Raw genomic sequence first — 17096 nt, 5'->3', positions numbered from 1 at the left:
TGCAGGCACCGAGCTTGATCGCCTCAACCGCGGTGGCGATGCTGGCAAAGCCAGTGAGTACGACGATCAGCATCTGGCTGTCGTGCTGGTGCAGCAGGTTGACGACGCTCAGGCCGGACTCGGCCCCAAGCTTCAAGTCGACGACAGCAAACGCCGGTGTGCGCTCGCCGAGTCGCTGCTGCACTTCCTTGGCGCTGGAGGCGACCACGACGGTGTAGTCGCGGCGCTCGAACGAGCGCTTCAGCGTCCTGGCAAACGCCTCGTCGTCCTCGACGATCAACAACAAGCGCTCGGTTTCGGTACTCATGACTGCCGGCGCTCGATCGACAGCGACGACAGCGGCAGTTCAAGCGTCACGATGGCGCCTCCGCCGATGAAGGCATTTTCGACGTTGACGTTGCCGCCGAGTTTGCGAACCACGTTGACGACCAGAAACAAGCCCAATCCGCTTCCCGGTCTCGCCTTGGTCGAGTTATAGGGCTTACCGATCTGCGCCAGCATGTCCGGCCGAAATCCGGGCCCGCGATCCCGGACACATAGCGAGAGTACGTCGTCCCGACACCAGGCCGACAGGCCGACCCATTCGGGCGAGCTCTCGAATGCGTTGTCCATCACCGTATGAATGACTTGCTTGAGCGCCGAGTCGGACACGATCAAAAAGCTCTCATCGACCGACTTGCGATCGTAGTCGTATTCGAAGCTGCCGACCGGACGCGTGCTGCGCCATTCCTGGACCAGCTCATCGAGGAAGCCCGGTATGTTCGTCACCGCGAGCGATTCGCCCCTCGCCTCGCCCGCCGCCATCAGCACGCCGGTGACGATCGTCTTGCAGCGCTGCACTTCAGCCTGCATATCGGCGATCTCATCGAGCAGCTCAGGCCGCTCACGGAACACGGCCATCCGCTTCCAATCGCCCAGAATCACCGACAGCGTGGCCAGCGGCGTGCCCAGCTCGTGTGCGGCACCGGATGCCAGCAGTCCCATCCGGACGATGTGGTCCTCTTCGGCTGCGCGCTGGCGCAGGTCGGCAAGACGTGCATCGCGCCTGCGAAGGATCGCGTTGATTCGCGTGACGAACACGACCAGCAAGCCCGCGTCGAGCACGAAGCAGATCAGCATGCCGAGGATATGCAGATCGAACAGCGTGCTCGGGTGGGATGCGGGCACGTCGAGCGGGATGAAGAAGCGGGTCAGCCCGAGGAAACATAGGCTGGTGACGACCACCAGCACCCACGTTGACCAGGCCTCGAGCAGCACAGCGGCCAGCGTCACCTGCAACAGGTACAAGAATACGAAGGGATTGGTCGCGCCCCCGCTCATGTACAGCAATGCGGTCAGCGACAAGATGTCGAGCAACAGCGCCAGCATCAGCGACCCATTGCGGATGTCGCCGCCCGGGCGCGGCCGATACAAGCTGAACAGATTCAGGCCAACCAGGAAGCACAGCACGGCTGCCATCGGCAGCAGCGGCAGCTCGATCCGGTACACCAGCGAGACGAACAGGATCGTCAGCACCTGCCCGCTCACCGCGAGCCACCGCAGCTGGATCAGCTGCAGCATGTTCTGCTGGCCAACCGTGCCGCCACTGAGCCGCATCAGCGGCTTGGCATTCGCGCTGACACTTGCAGTCGACGCTTCGGTGGACATCGGACCAGTGACCTCGAGTGACGAGCCCCGGCAGCCGCGACTCAGCTCGGCAACCGGCGGCGCAGGCTCCATTCCTGGCGGCCGACCATCCAACCGGCAGCAGCCACCATCAGCGCCAGCGTATACCAGGTGATCGCATAGACGAGATGGCTATTGTGAAAGCGCAGCACCGTCAGCCCGCCAACCGGTCCCAGCGCCGGATCAGCCGACGGACTGGTGCGGGCATCGGCATCGACGAACCAGGGACTGAGCTTGTCCAGGGGAAGCCCCTGGGCTGAGGCGATGGCCTGAACGTCGCGCGAGTACCAGCGCTGGGCGCCGGCATCGTTGTCGCGCAGAAACCCGCCGCCCGGCTCGCTGAGCCGCAGCAGCCCGGTGACTCGGACGGGCGCGTCCGCATCGATCGACGCGGGCTGCTCGGCTGCTGCCGACCATTGCGGCGTGACGAAGCCCCTGTTGACGAGCACCAGGCGGCCGTCCGGCACCTGCAGCGGCGTCATCACCCAAAAGCCGGGGCCTTTGACGGTCACCGCTTGCACGCGGACCTCTCGGTCACGGAGCCATCGACCGTCGACGACGACCTTTAGATATTCGTCATCGCGGCGCGCGGACGTACCGTCCGGCAGGGGCACTGAGGCTGCCGAAACCCGCTGCTCGACTCGGGCGATCAGGTCGAGCTTCCAAGCGCGACGCTGCACTTGCCAGGTGGCTAGGTACAGCAGCCCGGCCATCAACGAAATGCACAGCAGGCCCAGCACGAACAGCACGGACCGTGATCGCGGCGCTGCATCGTGACGGGCCTTGGCGCTCATTAGGGCATGTTGCGCATGTCATGCACCGACATCGGCATCATGTTGGTGTTCATGTGGTACATCACCCACAGCGAGCCACTCAGCGTGATCACGACCAATACCACGGTGAAGATCAGCGCCAGCATGTTCCAGCCGCCTTCGGAGCTGGTGTTCATGTGCAGGAAGTAAACCATGTGCACCAGAATCTGCACGGCACCAAACGCCAGAATCAACAGCGTGGTGGTTTGCTTGTTGTCGAACACGCCGCCCATAACCAGCCAGAACGGGATCGCCGTCAGGATCACCGACAGCACGAAGCCGGTCATGTAGCCCTTAAACGTCCCGTGGCCCGCGCCGTCATCATGGCCATGGTCGTGACTGTGGACGTGGCGTTCGTCCGCGTGATGTGCATCGTGGTCAGCAGCAGCGCTCATCGCAGCACTCCCATCAGATAGACAAAGGTAAACACGCCGATCCATACCACGTCGAGGAAGTGCCAGAACAGGCTCAGGCAGTTCAGCCGGCGACGGTTCTCGACGCTGAGGCCGCGGCGCGTCACCTGCACCATCAGCGTGATCAGCCAGATGATGCCGAAGCTGACGTGCAGGCCGTGAGTGCCGACCAGCGTGAAGAACGCCGACAGGAACGCGCTGCGCTGCGGGCCGGCGCCCTCGTGAATCAAGTGCAGGAACTCATAGATTTCGAGGCTGACAAACGCCACGCCGAACAGCCCGGTTACCGCCAGCCACAGCAGCGTCGCGCTCTGCCGGTTGCGCTGCATTTCCAGCATCGCAAAGCCGTAGGTGATCGACGAGAACAGCAGCATCGAGGTATTGACGGCGACCAGCGGCAAGTCGAACAGGTCCTTGGGGCTCGGACCCGCCGCGTAGCTGCCGCCGACGACGCCGTACATCGCAAACAGTACGGCGAAGACCAAGCAGTCGCTCATCAAGTACAGCCAGAAGCCGAGCATCGTCCCGTTCTCGGGATGATGCTCGCCTCTGAGGTCATAGAAACCGCTCGTGTCGGCGGTGCCGAGAGCCTGAGTTGCGCTATGTGCCATGGATCAGCCCTGCTGCGCCAACAGGCGCGTGCGTTCGTTTTCGACGCGGGTCACCACGTCGGCCGGGATGTAGAAGTCGCGGTTGTAGTTGAACGTGTGCGCGATCGCCGAACCGATCAGCGCGACGAACGACGCCACCACGAGCCACCAGATGTGCCAGATGAACGCGAAGCCGCACACCGCGCTCAAGCCAGCCAGCAGCAGCCCAGCGCCGGTGCTCTTGGGCATATGGATCGGCAGGTAGCCCTGCAGCGGACGCTGGTGACCACGCGCCTTCATGTCCCACCAGGCGTCCTGCTCACGTACGACCGGCGTGAACGCGAAGTTGTAGTCCGGCGGCGGCGACGAGGTGCTCCATTCCAGCGTGCGGCCGCCCCATGGGTCGCCCGTGTGATCGCGCAGTTTCTCGCGGTCACGGATGCTGACGTAGATCTGCACCAGGAAGGCGACGATACCGAACAGGATCAGCACGGCGCCGAAGGCCGCGATCTGGAACCAGATCTGCAGGCTCGGGTCGTCGAAGTGGCTGAGGCGGCGGGTGACGCCCATCAGGCCGAGCACGTACAGCGGCATGAACGCGAACCAGAAGCCAACGAACCAGAACCAGAACGAGGTCTTGCCCCAGAACGGATCGAGCTTGAAGCCGGTGGCCTTCGGGAACCAGAAGTTGATGCCGGCAAACACGCCGAACACGACGCCGCCGATGATCACGTTATGGAAGTGCGCGATCAGGAACAGGCTGTTGTGCAGCACGAAGTCAGCCGGCGGCACCGCCAGCAGCACGCCGGTCATACCACCGACGACGAAGGTCACCATGAAGCCGATCGTCCACAGCATCGGCACTTCGAACTGGATGCGGCCACGGTACATTGTGAACAGCCAGTTGAAGATCTTCGCGCCGGTCGGGATCGAGATGATCATCGTCGTGATGCCGAAGAACGAATTGACGCTGGCACCCGAGCCCATCGTGAAGAAGTGGTGCAGCCACACCAGGTACGACAGGATAGTGATCACGACCGTGGCGTAGACCATCGACGCGTAGCCGAACAGACGCTTGCGCGAGAACGTCGACACCACCTCGGAGAACACGCCGAACACCGGCAGGATCAGGATGTAGACCTCTGGGTGACCCCAGATCCAGATCAGGTTCACGTACATCATCGGGTTGCCGCCGAAGTCGTTCGTGAAGAACGCGGTGCCGACATAGCGGTCCAGCGACAGCAGCACCAACACGGCGGTCAGCACCGGGAACGCGGCGACGATCAGCACGTTGGTGCACAGCGCGGTCCACGTGAAGATCGGCATCTTCATCAGCGTCATGCCGGGCGCGCGCATCTTGACGATCGTCGCCAGCAGGTTGACGCCCGATAGCAAGGTTCCGACGCCGGCGATCTGTAGCGACCATATGTAGTAGTCGACGCCGACGTCCGGGCTGTACGCGACACCCGACAGCGGTGGGTATGCAAGCCAGCCAGTCTTGGCGAATTCACCGATGAACAGCGACACCATGACCAGCGCGGCACCGGCCGAGGTCATCCAGAAGCTGAAGTTGTTCAGGAACGGGAACGCAACGTCACGTGCGCCGATCTGCAGCGGCACGATGTAGTTCATCAAGCCGGTGATCAGCGGCATCGCAACGAAGAAGATCATGATCACGCCGTGGGCCGTGAAGATCTGGTCGTAGTGATGCGGCGGCAAATAACCGGCCGCATCGCCGAACGCGATCGCCTGCTGCAAGCGCATCATGATCGCGTCGGCAAAGCCGCGAATCAGCATCACGATGCCAAGCACCATGTACATGATGCCGATCTTCTTGTGGTCGATGCTGCAGAACCACTCGCGGTACAGATAACCCCATTTGCGCTGATACGTGACGTAGCCGAACAGGCTGCCGCCGAGCAGCGCTGCAACGGCAAACGTCGCCAGCAGGATCGGCTCGTGGTACGGGATCGCCTCAAGACTCAGGCGACCGAACAAGGTCTGCATCAGTTGTGAACGTTCTTCGTGCATCGTCGGTTCTCGCGGCGTTGCGTAGGAGTTGCCGGGCAGTCCGGCTTAAGGAGCCAGGCGAGCAGCGTGCTCGCTCGGTGCGGGGGCGCCCGGAACGGGGCACAGTGCGGACACGTAATCCTTGCCCTTGATCGTGGCGTGCGCTCCGCGCGCACGCGGCTGGTCGTAGATCAAGTGCGACACATTGAACAAGCCTTCCTTGCCCATGCCGCCGTTGGCGTCGATGGCCATCATCTCGCTCATGCACATCTTGGTCTTCTCGACACACATGTTCAGGATGGCCGGGTACAAGTCGGCCGGGACGTTGGCGTACCAGCGCACTGGGTCGCGCTCGCTGGGCTTTTCAAGCTGCAGATAGTCTTCGCGCTGCAGCGAGCCGCCTTCGGCACGCGCCTTGGCGATCCACGCGTCGAAGCCGGCCGCATCGAGTGCCTTGAAGCGGAAGCGCATGCCGGAGAAGCCCGCGCCGCTGTAGTTGGCCGAGAAGCCTTCGAAGTCGCCCGCGCGGTTGATCACCGCGTTGAGTTCGGTCTGCATGCCGGGCATCGCGTAGATCTGGCCCGCGAGCGCCGGGATGAAGAATGAGTTCATCACCGTCGACGCCGTGATCTGGAACTGAATCGGCATGTCGACCGGTGCGGCCAGCTCGTTGACGCTGGCGACGCCGTAGTCGGGATAGAGGAACAGCCACTTCCAATCCATCGCGACGACCTGCACCTTCAGCGTCTTGGCGTCGGGCGCCAGCGGACGACCCGCTTCGATCCGATCCAGCGGGCGGTACGGATCCAGCGTGTGCGTGCCGATCCAGGTCAGCGCACCGAGCGCGATGATGATCAGCAGTGGCGCCGACCAGATCACCAGCTCAAGGGCGGTCGAGTGGTTCCACTCCGGGTCGTAGGGAGCGTCGGTGTTCGACGCGCGGTAGCGCCAGGCAAAGAACAGCGTCAGCGCGATGACCGGCACGATGATCAGCAGCATCAGGATCGTCGAAGCAACGATCAGGTTGCGTTGCTGGACCGCGACGTCGCCCGACGGGCTCATGACCACGGTTTCGCAGCCGGCCAGCAGCAGGGCCAGTACGGGAAGGAGCAGTTTGGGCAGCATTCTGACGAGCATGGCCAATCGCATCGGGTCTTTGGGAGTAGCGACTGTAAGGAGACGCCTCCCTGCGCGCGATTGGACGTTTTGTCCTATCGTCGTCCGGGTCCGGCCGTGCGAAGGTGCAGGCCGGTACAGTGCGCCACCCTACGCAGAGGCCTACAGCAGCATGTCCACCGCCCACCCCGAATCCCAAGTCAACTCGGCTGCCGGCGCCCACGGCGCGCACCGGGTTCATCCGAGCGAGATCGCGATCGGCGTCGTCATCGGTCGCCTGTCGGAGTTCTTCGACTTCTTCGTGTTCGGCCTGGCGTCGGTGCTGGTGTTCCCGGCGGTGTGCTTCCCGTTCGCCCAGCCGCTCGATGCCACCTTGTATTCGTTCGCGATCTTCTCGCTGGCGTTCGTCGCCCGCCCGGTCGGCTCGGCGCTGTTCCGCCTGATCTACGACTGGTACGGCCGCGGCAGCAAGCTGACGATCGCGCTGTTCATGCTCGGCACTTCGACGGCCGGTATCGCGTTCCTGCCGCGCTACGACGACATCGGCCACTACTCGATCGTGCTGCTGGCCTTGTTTCGTATCGGCCAGGGCATCGCCCTGGGCGGCAGCTGGGACGGCCTGCCGTCGCTGCTGGCGCTGAACGCGCCGGAAAAGAAGCGTGGCTGGTACGCGATGATCCCCCAGCTGGGCGCGCCGCTTGGCTTCTTGCTGGCCGCCGGCCTGTTCGCCTATCTGTACACCAGCCTGGCACCCGCCGACTTCAACACCTGGGGCTGGCGCTATCCGTTCTACGTCGCGTTCGCGATCAACGTCGTGGCCTTGTTCGCCCGGCTTCGCCTGGTGGCGACGCCGGAGTTCTCCGAGCTGCTGAAGACCCGCGAACTGGTGCCCTCACCGGTTGGCGAGCTGCTCAAGACCCAAGGCGCGAACATCCTGTTGGGCGCCTTCGCCCCGCTGGCCAGCTACGCGCTGTTCCACATGGTCACGGTGTTCCCGCTGTCGTGGGTCACGCTGTTTACCCAGGAATCGGTCTTCGAATATCTGCTGGTGCAGATGGCCGGCGCGGCGATCGCGATCGTGACCATGCTGATCTCGGGATTGGTCGCCGACCGGATCGGCCGGCGCACGACGCTCGGCGTCGGCGCGGTGCTGATTGCGATCTTCAGCCTGGTCGGCATGCTGCCGGTGTTTTCGCACGGCACCAACACTGGCGCCTATCTGTTCATTCTGGTCGGCTTCGCGCTGCTCGGCTTCTCTCATGCGCAGGCCGCGGGCGCCGTGAATTCCAGCTTCGCCCCGCGCTTCCGCTACAGCGGCGCGCTGCTTACTTCCGACCTGGGATGGCTGATCGGCGCCGGCTTCGCGCCGCTGGTCGCGCTCGGCATCACCTCGCGCTTCGGCGTCGGCTACGTCGGCCTGTACATGCTGTCAGGTGCGATCGGCACGCTGCTGGCGCTGCGTATCAACCGCAGCCTCGAAGAGCTGCGGCACGACTGATCTTCGCCCTGTATCGCCACACGCGCTGGCGGCTCAGCCGGCGCGTAGCGGCAACTGCGTCGTATAGACGCTTTGGCTCAGCGAAATCGACGAGCTGATTTCCCGCACGCCGTCGATCTGCGACAGCTTCTGCCAGACGAAGTGTTCGTACTCGCCCAAGCTGGCGATCACGATCTTCAGCAGAAAGTCGACCGTACCCATCAGCGTATGGCACTCGACCACTTGCGGCAGCAGCTGGATCGCCTCGATGAACTTCGGCAGCACGTCGCGATCGTGCCGGGTCATTTTGACGTGGGCGAAGATCATGATCGGCAGCCCCACCTTGCGGTGATCCAGCAGCGCGACCCGGGCCCGAATCACCCCCAACTGCTCCATTCTCTGGATGCGGCGCCAAACCACGGTCTTGGACGAGGACACGCGCTCGGCCAATTCCGCGACCGGTAGCGCGTCATCCGACTGCAGCGACTGCAGGATGCGCACGTCGAGTGCGTCCAGCGCCGGAACGTCTTCGCTCATATTGGGCTCTCCGCGAAATATTGTTTCCCGTATCGCGCCGAATCCTAGAACAAAGGAATCCTGTTCCGCAGCGACCGGCCTACACTGGGCTCGACATGCAGGCCAACCGAGCCTGCGGGAGGAGCGCCATGAGCCAGCTGCCGCTGTCGCTGCATATTCCCGAACCCAAGGCCCGGCCCGGCCAGGTACCGGACTTCAGTGGTGTCCCATTGTCGGCGGCCGGGGCGGTACCCCGCCCGGCCATCGACAGCGACGAGTCGGTGCTGCGCCGTTACCCGTACGAACTGATCCGCGTGCTCGACGATGCTCATAACGCCGTCGGCGACTGGGCACCCACGTTGGACACCGATCACCTGCTGCGCGGGCTGCGCGCGATGCTGCTGACCCGCACCTACGACGAACGCATGGTCCGGCTGCAGCGTCAGGGCAAGACCAGTTTCTACATGAAGTGCACCGGCGAAGAGGCCGTGGCCGTCGCGCAAGCAATGGCGCTGGACAGCGGCGACATGCTGTTCCCCAGCTATCGCCAGCAGGGCCTGCTGATCGCCCGCGACCATTCCCTGCTCGACATGATGTGCCAGGTCCTGAACAACCGCCGCGACCGGCTCAAGGGACGCCAGCTGCCGGTGATGTACTCATCGCGCGCGTCCAACTTCTTTTCGATATCCGGCAACCTCGGCACGCAGTTTCCGCAAGCGGTCGGCTGGGCGATGGCATCGGCGATCCGCGGTGACACCCGCATTGCTGCCGCATGGGTCGGTGATGGCACCACGGCCGAAGGTGACTTTCACCATGCGCTGACGTTTGCCAGCGTCTACCAGGCGCCGGTGCTGCTGAACGTGGTCAACAACCAGTGGGCGATTTCTTCGTTCCAGGGCATTGCCGGCGGTGAACGCGCAACCTTCGCTGCCCGCGCACTGGGTTTCGGCATTCCCGGCCTGCGCGTCGACGGCAACGACTTTCTGGCCGTACACGCGGTCACCCGCTGGGCCGCCGAGCGTGCGCGGCGCAACCTGGGGCCGACACTGATCGAACTGGTCACCTACCGCGCCGCGCCGCACAGCACCAGCGACGATCCGTCGGCGTACCGTCCGCAAGCCGAGGCCGCGCAATGGCCGCTCGGCGATCCGATCGAGCGGCTCAAGCAGCACTTGATCGCTACCGGACACTGGACCGAACAACAGCACGACGCGCTGGCGAGCGAACTCGACGACCTGGTCAAGACCACGCTGAAAGAAGCCGAGAGCCACGGGCTGCTCGGCACCAGCGAGCACGACCCCGACTCGATGTTCGAAGACGTGTTCAAGGAAGTGCCGCCGCATCTGCTGCGGCAGCGCCAGCAGATGCGGGAGGGTTGAGCCATGTCCGCGATGAACATGATCCAGGCGATCAACTCGGCGCTCGACACGATGATGCAGCGCGACGACAGCGTCGTCGTGTTTGGCGAGGACGTCGGCTATTTCGGCGGCGTCTTCCGCTGCACGGCCGGGCTGCAGAAGAAGTATGGACATCATCGGGTGTTCGATTCCCCGATTTCCGAGGCCGGCATCATGGGTACGGCCATCGGCATGGGCGTCTACGGTTTGCGGCCGGTGGCCGAAATCCAGTTCGCCGACTACATCTACCCGGCTTTCGACCAGCTGGTATCCGAAGCCGCGCGGCTACGCTACCGCAGCGGCGGCGAGTTTCATGCACCACTGACGGTGCGCGCGCCGTCGGGCGGCGGCATCTTCGGCGGGCAGACGCATAGCCAGAGCCCGGAGAGCATTTTCACCCACGTCTGCGGACTGAAGACCGTCGTACCGTCGAATCCCTACGACGCCAAGGGGCTGCTGATTGCGGCGATCGAAGACGACGATCCCGTCGTGTTCTTCGAACCCAAGCGTATCTACAACGGCCCGTTCGACGGCCACCACGATCGGCCGCTGACGCCCTGGGCCAAGCACCCGATGGGCGAAGTACCGGACGACTACTACCGCATCCCGCTCGGCAAGGCGGCGATCGTGCGGCCCGGCCGACGCATTACCGTGCTCAGCTACGGCACGATGGTTCACGTCTGCCTCGCCGCCGTGGCCGAAGCGGGCATCGACGCCGAAGTGATCGACCTGCGCTCGCTGCTGCCACTGGATCTGGACACGATCGTCGAGTCGGTCAGCAAAACGGGGCGCTGCATCGTCGTCCACGAAGCGACGCGAACCTGCGGCTTTGGTGCCGAACTGGTCGCCGTCGTCCAGGAGCATTGCTTCTGGTGCCTGGAGGCACCGATCGAGCGCGTCACCGGCTGGGATACGCCCTACCCGCATGCGCTCGAATGGGCGTATTTCCCCGGGCCGGCCCGCGTGATCAAAGCCCTGCAACGCACGCTGGAGGCTTGATATGGCGCTTTATCAATTCAAGCTGCCCGACATCGGCGAAGGCATCGCCGAATGCGAGATCGCCGCGTGGCGCGTGACCACCGGTCAGCAGGTCAGCGAAGACCAAGCGCTGGTCGACATGCTGACCGACAAGGCGGCCGTCGAAATTCCCTCGCCGGTGGCTGGCGTCGTCGTCGCATTGCGCGGCGCGGTCGGCGACAAGATCGCCGTCGGCGGCGTGCTGGTCGAAATTGAAACCGACTTTGCCGGCGATACGGCAGCGGCCGACGTATCGGGCCAGACGAATGCGACAATGTCTCTGCCGCAGGCGAGCGGCATCCCCGCCCCGTCGGCCCACAGCCCGGCCGATCCGCAGCGCGATGCCGATCGACCGCAGACCTCGCCAGCCGTACGCAAGCGGGCGCGTGAGCTTGGGATCGATCTCGCCCAGATCCGCGGCAGCGGGCCGCGTGGTCGCATCCGGCTCGACGATCTTCCAGTGGCTGGCGGCGACGATCGACACGACAGGGTCGACACCCGCCCATCACCGACACCAGCCACGACCGGCGACGTGGAATCGATCCGCATCGTCGGCTTGCGACGCCGCATCGCGGAAACGATGCAGCGCACGATGCAACGCGTCCCGCACTTCAGCTATGTCGAAGAACTCGACGTCACCGAACTCGAAAGCTTGCGACAGCATCTGAACCAGCAACACGGTGCCGCACGAGGCAAGCTGACGCTGCTGCCGTTTCTGATCAAGGCGCTGGTACAGGTCCGCAAGGACTTTCCGCAAATCAATTCCCGCTACGACGACGAAGCGGGCGTGCTGCATCAGCATCGCGCCGTCCATGTCGGTATCGCGACGCAAACTCCACAGGGTCTGGTCGTACCGGTGTTACGCGATGCGCAGCAACTCGACTTGTGGGCCATGGCGGCCGAGATTCGCCGACTGGCCGAGGCAGCGCGTAGCGGCAAAGCACGCCGCGACGAACTCAGCGGATCGACGATCACGATCACCAGTCTCGGTCCGATGGGCGGCATCACGACGACGCCGGTCATCAATGCTCCCGAAGTGGCGATCGTCGGCGTCAATAAAATGGTCGAGCGACCGATGATCCGCAACGGCAGCGTGTTACCGCGTTTGATGATGAACCTGTCGTCCTCTTTCGATCACCGCATCGTCGATGGCTGGGATGCAGCCAGCTTTATCCAGGCGATACGCGGGCGACTCGAACATCCGGCAACGCTGTTCATCGACTGACGGCGACATCCAGCAGCAACGACAGCGGCGCATCACCGCGCCGCTGTCGTCGCGAAGGCCTAGTGCCCTTCGTTCAACTCCATTGCCGCGCTGCCATGCATCTGCAGCTTCGGCAGCATCATCGCGGCAAACGCCTTGACCTCAGGGTCCTTCGCCTTCTGGGCGGTCTGGTCGAACAAGGACACGGCTTCCTTGTGGCTCATCACCATCTTGTTGCGAAAATCTTCGTCAAAGTCCTTGCCGGCCTTGTCCTTGGCCAGCGCGTCGTACATCGACTGGTGCCGCTTCAGCATCGCCGTCGGTAGTGGCACGCTCTTGGTCGACGCCAAGGCCGCCAGCTTGGCGCTGGCTTCGGTGTGGTCCTTGACCATCTGCGCACCAAAGGTCTGTAGCGCCGGGTCAGTCGCCTTGGTCTGCGCCAGCTTGCCGGCTTCGATTTCGAACAGATTGGCCGATGCCGCCGTTTCAAAAAAATCCTTCTGATCGTTCGACATCATCGCCTCCATCACGCCCGACGGCTTCATCGGCTCCGCAGCGGTTGCCGCTGCATAGGGCAAACACATCAGCGATGCAGCGGCCAGGGTCTTCAAGGTCTTCATATCGTGGCTCCAGGTTGCAGGAGCCCCACAGATCCGCAAGCGCCGTGCCCGCGTTCGATCGGCACGGCCCGATAGCCCGACACAAGAGCCCAATGACCTGCGGTCGTCGCCAACGCTGCAACCATCGCCCGGGCGACAACGGCTGCAATCTGCACGCAGCCCCACCGACGACGCCGCGTGCTGCGCGGTTCAGGCCCACCGGCGCTCGGCGCCGGACCACGACTGAAGGATGACAGCAGTGCCATCCGGAACCAGCGTGCTGGACATCACGCGGCGAAGACTCCGCATGACGTGACAACTCGGATCGCCCAGCATCGCGCAGCTTGTCGGGCCGGCGAGTGCCGGCGTCAGACCGACGGACCGGCTCGACCTTGTGGGTCGTGATCGCGCAGCGCGATTCAGCTTGGAGCCGACGACGACGCGCGGATCGCGGTCGCTTGCGCGCGGATCGCGGCTCGCTCCTCGTCGCTCAGCCTTGCAAGGTTCTTCACCTGCAGCGCCATCCGCTGATTGCGCGACAGCAAGGCCTCGTGGCGCATCAGAAAGTCCCAGTACAAGGTCGTGAACGGGCAGGCTTGTTCGCCGGTCTTCAGTGCCGGCTTATAGCGGCAGCCCTTGCAGTAGTGCCCCATCCGCTCGATGTATTTACCAGTGGCCACATACGGCTTGCTGGCCATCAATCCGCCATCGGCGTATTGGCTCATGCCAAGTACGTTCGGCAACTCGACCCATTCCACCGCGTCGACGTAGACCGCCAGATACCACTCATGGACCTGGCGCGGCGCAACGCCCAGCAGTAGCGGATACAAGCCGGTGACCATCAGGCGCTGGATATGGTGCGCGTAACCGTGCGTCAGCGTCTGCGTGATCGCGTCGCGCAGGCAAGCCATGTCGGTGTCGCCGGTCCAATACCAGGCCGGCAGCGGCTCGGTTGCATTCAGCGCATTGGATTCCAGGTAATCGGGCATCCGCGTCCAGTAGATGCCGCGCACATACTCGCGCCAGCCGATGATCTGGCGGATGAAGCCTTCGACGCTCTCCAGCGGAGCATGGCCCTGCTCGTAGGCGCGCTCGGCAGCAGCGACGACTTCGCGAGGGTTCAGCAACTTCAGGTTCAGCGCTGCGGCCAGCAGCGAGTGATACAGCCAGGGTTCACCCTTCCACATCGCATCCTGGTAGGGCCCGAACTTGGGTAAGCGTTCGTCGATGAAGCGCTGCAAGGCCTCGAGTGCCTGATCGCGCGTCACCGGCCAGGCGAATGACTGCAGGCTGCCCGGATGTGCGGCGAAGCGCGATTCGATCAGCGCGATCACGTCGCGGGTGATCGCGTCGGGCACAAAGTCGGGGCCTGGGAAATGCCGCCCTGGCCCGTCCTTGCCAAAGTCCTGGCGGTTGTCGGCGTCGAAATTCCACTGGCCGCCCGCGGGCTTTCCGTCGCGCATCAGCACGCCGTGCTTTTCGCGCAGTTCGCGATAGAAGTATTCAAGCCGCAGTTGCTTGCGGCCCTTGGCATGCGCGGCGAAGTCTCGAACCGTGGCGTAGAAGTGCCGGTCATCGCGCACATCCAGCGGCCGGTCCTGCTCGCGGGCGACGCGCTTGATCGACTGCCATACGCGGTAGTCGCCCGGCGCCGTCATCACCAACTGCGCGGGCCGCAGGCGCACGATCGCAGCCGCCAACTCGCCGGCCAGTGAGCCAGCGTTGCCGGCATCGTCGAGCCGCGTGTAATGCACGGTGACGCCGCGAGCGCGCAGCTCGGCGGCGAAGTGGCGCATGGCCGACAGAAACATCGCGATACGCGGCTTGCTCGACCAGACGTGCTCAGACTCCTCGGCGACTTCGGCCATCCAGACGGCGTCTTGCGCCGCGTCGAAGTCGTCGAAAGCCGCCGCGTCATGGTCTAGCTGGTCACCGAGCACGATCACCAGCGAGCGCAGCTTGCTCAACTCAGTCATGGCTCAGCACCGTGTCGCGCCGACGTCGGCAAGCCTCGGAGCAGTACTTGACCTCGTCCCAGTTGCGCGCCCAGCTTTTGCGCCAGGTCATCTCGCGCGCGCAGACCACGCAGGGCTTGCTCGGCAGCGATGCCTTGTTGCCTTTGTACGACTTGGGCGTAGCGGGCTTGTTCAATCGGCGACCTGCAGGACGAGCTTGCCGGTGTTCTCGCCGGCGAACAGCTTGAGCAAAGCTTCGGGGAACGTGTCGAGGCCGTTGACGATGTATTCGCGGCTCTTGAGCTTGCCGGCCGCCATCCAGCCCGCCATCTCGCGCATCGCCTCGCCGTAGCGCGGTGCGTAGTCGAACACCACCATGCCGGTCATGCTGGCGCGGTTGACCAGCAGCGACAGATAGTTGCTCGGGCCCTTCACCGCCGTGGTGTTGTTGTACTGCGAGATCGCGCCGCAGATCACCACGCGTGCGCCGCGCGTCAGCTGTGCGAGGCACTGGTCGAGAATCTCGCCGCCGACGTTGTCGAAGTACACGTCGATACCCTTGGGGCAATGCTGGCGCAGCGCTTTACGCAGATCGTCGGCTTTGTAGTCGATCGCAGCGTCGAAGCCGAGCTCGTCGACGAGGTATCGGCATTTGTCGGCACCACCGGCGATGCCGACGACGCGGCAGCCCTTGAGTTTGGCGATCTGCCCGGCGACGCTGCCGACCGCGCCCGCAGCGCCGGAGATCACCACGGTGTCGCCTTCACGCGCTTGACCGACGTCGAGCAGGCCGAAGTAGGCGGTCATGCCCGGCATACCGAGCGTGCCGATGTAGACCGGCAACGGCACCAATTGCGTGTCGACCTTGTTGACGCCCTTGCCGTCCGACAGCGCGTATTCCTGCACGCCGAACACGCCGACAACGGCATCGCCGACGGCGAAACGCGGATGGCGCGACGCGATCACATGGCCGGCGGCGCCGGCACGCATCACGTCGCCGATCGCCACTGGCTCGATGTACGACTTGCCCTCGTTCATCCAGCCGCGCATCGCCGGGTCCAGCGAGATATGGCTGACTTGGACCAGGATCTGACCCTCGGCGGGCTCGGCCACCGGATGCTGCTCGTAATGCCAGTCGCTGCGCTTGGGCAGGCCGACCGGGCGTGCGGCGAGCTTGAAGCAGCGGTTGATCCGCGGCGCGGTGGTGTTCATCGGGTGCCTCCAACGAGGGTTGGTGAGCGGCCGATGATAGTCGCGGCCGGCCGGGCGTGCGCCGCCCGCTGCGAGCCGCTCACGCGGCGCTCAGTCCGGCAGGTAATACACGCCGGTCAGGCTTTCGGATGCGCGCCACAGCCGCGCTGCGACTTGGCGGTTGCGTGCAGCGCGCGGCACGTGCGCCGCAGCCACGTCACCGCTGGTTTCCTGAAAGCCGTCGGGACCGTAGTAGCCACCCGACTGGGCGTCGGGCGAGGTCGCGGCATACAGAATCGGCAGCGCACCCCGGTCGGCCGAATGAAACAGCGGGCCGGCCAGCGGGGCCAGCAGCCGCTTGGTGATGCGCGCCCCCGGTGATGCGAACAGATTGGTCATCGACGCGCCCGGATGCGCGGTCACCGACATCACGCCCGACCCGACGCTTTGCAGCCGCCGATGCAGCTCGAGCCCGAACAGCAGATTGGCCAGCTTGCTGCGGTTGTAAGCATGCCAGGTCGAGTAGCCGCGTTCGCCCATCAGGTTATCGAATGCGATCCGGGCATAGCGCGCGGCGATGCTCGACACCGGCACCACGCGGGCGCCGGACGTGGCCTGCAGCAGCGGCAGCAGCAGCCCGGTCAGCGCGAAGTGACCCAGGTGATTGGTCGCCAGCTGCATCTCGAAGCCGTCTCGCGACAACTGCCGGGGGATCGCCATGATCCCAGCATTGTTGATCAGCACGTCGAGACGGTCATAGCGGCTGCGAAACGCTTTAGCGAAGGCATGAACGCTGTCCACATCGGCGACATCCAGTTGCATCGGAATCGGCGACCGATGGCCCGGCTCGTCCGCGATGCGCTGCATCGCCGCCTCGGCCTTAGGCATCGAGCGACAGGCCAACACTACTTGCGCACCACGACCGGCCAAGGCCCGCGCGGCCTCGTAGCCGAGTCCGCTGTTGCCGCCGGTGATGATCACCACGCGACCGCTCTGGTCGGGAATGTCGCGCGTGTTCCAGCCCTGCTTCACCGTTGCCATGCTGCACCCCAGGTTGATTACTGACGTCGGTTCGCGACGGCGGCGGTCTGACAAACGACCGACGCGCCCGCCCCCTGCGATGCCGGCCATCGC

General features: G+C 64.4%; 17 protein-coding genes (1 of these 17 cut by a window edge). 4 read left to right on the top strand and 13 right to left on the bottom strand.

All coding sequences use genetic code 11. The features are described 5' to 3' along the window. The 7 genes in view from BUB09_RS16060 to cyoA are tightly spaced (at most 45 nt apart) and all read right to left on the bottom strand, a layout consistent with a single transcriptional unit that may run on beyond the window. A protein-coding gene (locus BUB09_RS16060) for a response regulator transcription factor (RefSeq protein WP_072899364.1) crosses the window boundary here: on the bottom strand, positions 1–307 show its 5' portion. The gene continues 233 nt to the left of window position 1, outside the view; only the first 307 of its 540 coding nucleotides appear in the window; its start codon is at positions 305–307; its stop codon lies off the left edge, out of view. Next, entirely contained in the window at positions 304–1647 is a 1344-nt protein-coding gene (locus tag BUB09_RS16055) for an ATP-binding protein (protein WP_072899422.1), read from the bottom strand. Before BUB09_RS16055 ends, BUB09_RS16060 begins: the two co-directional genes overlap by 4 nt. A gap of 41 nt (positions 1648–1688) precedes the next feature. Next, positions 1689–2459: an SURF1 family protein gene (locus BUB09_RS16050; RefSeq protein WP_072899363.1), complete on the bottom strand. Its 771-nt coding sequence runs from the start codon at positions 2457–2459 to the stop codon at positions 1689–1691. Then, positions 2459–2872, bottom strand: coding sequence for a cytochrome o ubiquinol oxidase subunit IV (cyoD, locus tag BUB09_RS16045; protein ID WP_072899362.1), 414 nt, complete (start codon positions 2870–2872; stop codon positions 2459–2461). Before cyoD ends, BUB09_RS16050 begins: the two co-directional genes overlap by 1 nt. Next, on the bottom strand, positions 2869–3501 hold the full coding sequence (gene cyoC, locus BUB09_RS16040; RefSeq protein ID WP_072899360.1) for a cytochrome o ubiquinol oxidase subunit III: 633 nt from the start codon (positions 3499–3501) through the stop codon (positions 2869–2871). The genes cyoD and cyoC overlap by 4 nt, the downstream gene beginning before the upstream one ends. A gap of 3 nt (positions 3502–3504) precedes the next feature. Beyond that, positions 3505–5511, bottom strand: coding sequence for a cytochrome o ubiquinol oxidase subunit I (gene cyoB, locus BUB09_RS16035; protein ID WP_072899359.1), 2007 nt, complete (start codon positions 5509–5511; stop codon positions 3505–3507). Between the two features lie 45 nt (positions 5512–5556). Next, complete coding sequence (gene cyoA / locus BUB09_RS16030; protein WP_084083518.1) at positions 5557–6627, bottom strand: ubiquinol oxidase subunit II; 1071 nt, start codon at positions 6625–6627, stop codon at positions 5557–5559. Between the two features lie 151 nt (positions 6628–6778). Between cyoA and BUB09_RS16025 the strand changes: the two genes are divergently transcribed. Beyond that, positions 6779–8104, top strand: coding sequence for an MFS transporter (locus BUB09_RS16025; protein WP_072899356.1), 1326 nt, complete (start codon positions 6779–6781; stop codon positions 8102–8104). A 33-nt stretch (positions 8105–8137) separates the two neighbouring features. Here the strand turns inward: BUB09_RS16025 and BUB09_RS16020 are convergent, their stop codons facing one another. Then, entirely contained in the window at positions 8138–8620 is a 483-nt protein-coding gene (locus BUB09_RS16020; protein WP_072899355.1) for an Lrp/AsnC family transcriptional regulator, read from the bottom strand. A 128-nt stretch (positions 8621–8748) separates the two neighbouring features. Here BUB09_RS16020 and BUB09_RS16015 point away from each other — a divergent pair, with 128 nt between their 5' ends. From BUB09_RS16015 to BUB09_RS16005, 3 genes are read left to right on the top strand one after another with little or no spacing between them, the layout of a single operon-like run. After that, entirely contained in the window at positions 8749–9978 is a 1230-nt protein-coding gene (locus tag BUB09_RS16015; RefSeq protein WP_084083516.1) for a thiamine pyrophosphate-dependent enzyme, read from the top strand. 3 nt (positions 9979–9981) lie between these two features. Then, on the top strand, positions 9982–10995 hold the full coding sequence (locus tag BUB09_RS16010; RefSeq protein WP_072899353.1) for an alpha-ketoacid dehydrogenase subunit beta: 1014 nt from the start codon (positions 9982–9984) through the stop codon (positions 10993–10995). A 1-nt stretch (position 10996) separates the two neighbouring features. Beyond that, entirely contained in the window at positions 10997–12238 is a 1242-nt protein-coding gene (locus BUB09_RS16005) for a dihydrolipoamide acetyltransferase family protein (protein ID WP_072899352.1), read from the top strand. A gap of 59 nt (positions 12239–12297) precedes the next feature. Here BUB09_RS16005 and BUB09_RS16000 read toward each other — a convergent pair whose 3' ends face one another. The 5 genes from BUB09_RS16000 to BUB09_RS15980 all read right to left on the bottom strand — a co-directional run bounded on the left by BUB09_RS16000 (position 12298) and on the right by BUB09_RS15980 (position 17003). Beyond that, on the bottom strand, positions 12298–12837 hold the full coding sequence (locus tag BUB09_RS16000) for a DUF4142 domain-containing protein (RefSeq protein ID WP_072899350.1): 540 nt from the start codon (positions 12835–12837) through the stop codon (positions 12298–12300). Between the two features lie 398 nt (positions 12838–13235). Further along, complete coding sequence (locus BUB09_RS15995; RefSeq protein WP_072899348.1) at positions 13236–14792, bottom strand: cryptochrome/photolyase family protein; 1557 nt, start codon at positions 14790–14792, stop codon at positions 13236–13238. Beyond that, a complete protein-coding gene (locus tag BUB09_RS15990) occupies positions 14785–14967 on the bottom strand; it encodes a DUF2256 domain-containing protein (protein ID WP_072899346.1) in 183 nt (60 codons plus the stop codon). The genes BUB09_RS15995 and BUB09_RS15990 overlap by 8 nt, the downstream gene beginning before the upstream one ends. Further along, positions 14964–15983, bottom strand: a complete 1020-nt coding sequence (locus BUB09_RS15985; protein ID WP_072899344.1) for an NADP-dependent oxidoreductase — start codon at positions 15981–15983, stop codon at positions 14964–14966. Before BUB09_RS15985 ends, BUB09_RS15990 begins: the two co-directional genes overlap by 4 nt. 90 nt (positions 15984–16073) lie before the next feature. After that, complete coding sequence (locus tag BUB09_RS15980) at positions 16074–17003, bottom strand: oxidoreductase (protein ID WP_072899408.1); 930 nt, start codon at positions 17001–17003, stop codon at positions 16074–16076. Between the last annotated feature and the right edge of the window lie 93 nt (positions 17004–17096).

This window comes from Hydrocarboniphaga daqingensis, from assembly GCF_900129825.1.
Lineage (GTDB): Bacteria > Pseudomonadota > Gammaproteobacteria > Nevskiales > Nevskiaceae > Hydrocarboniphaga > Hydrocarboniphaga daqingensis.
The sequence above is the reverse complement of the archived record's forward strand: the minus strand, read 5'-3'. Positions and strand labels throughout refer to the sequence as shown.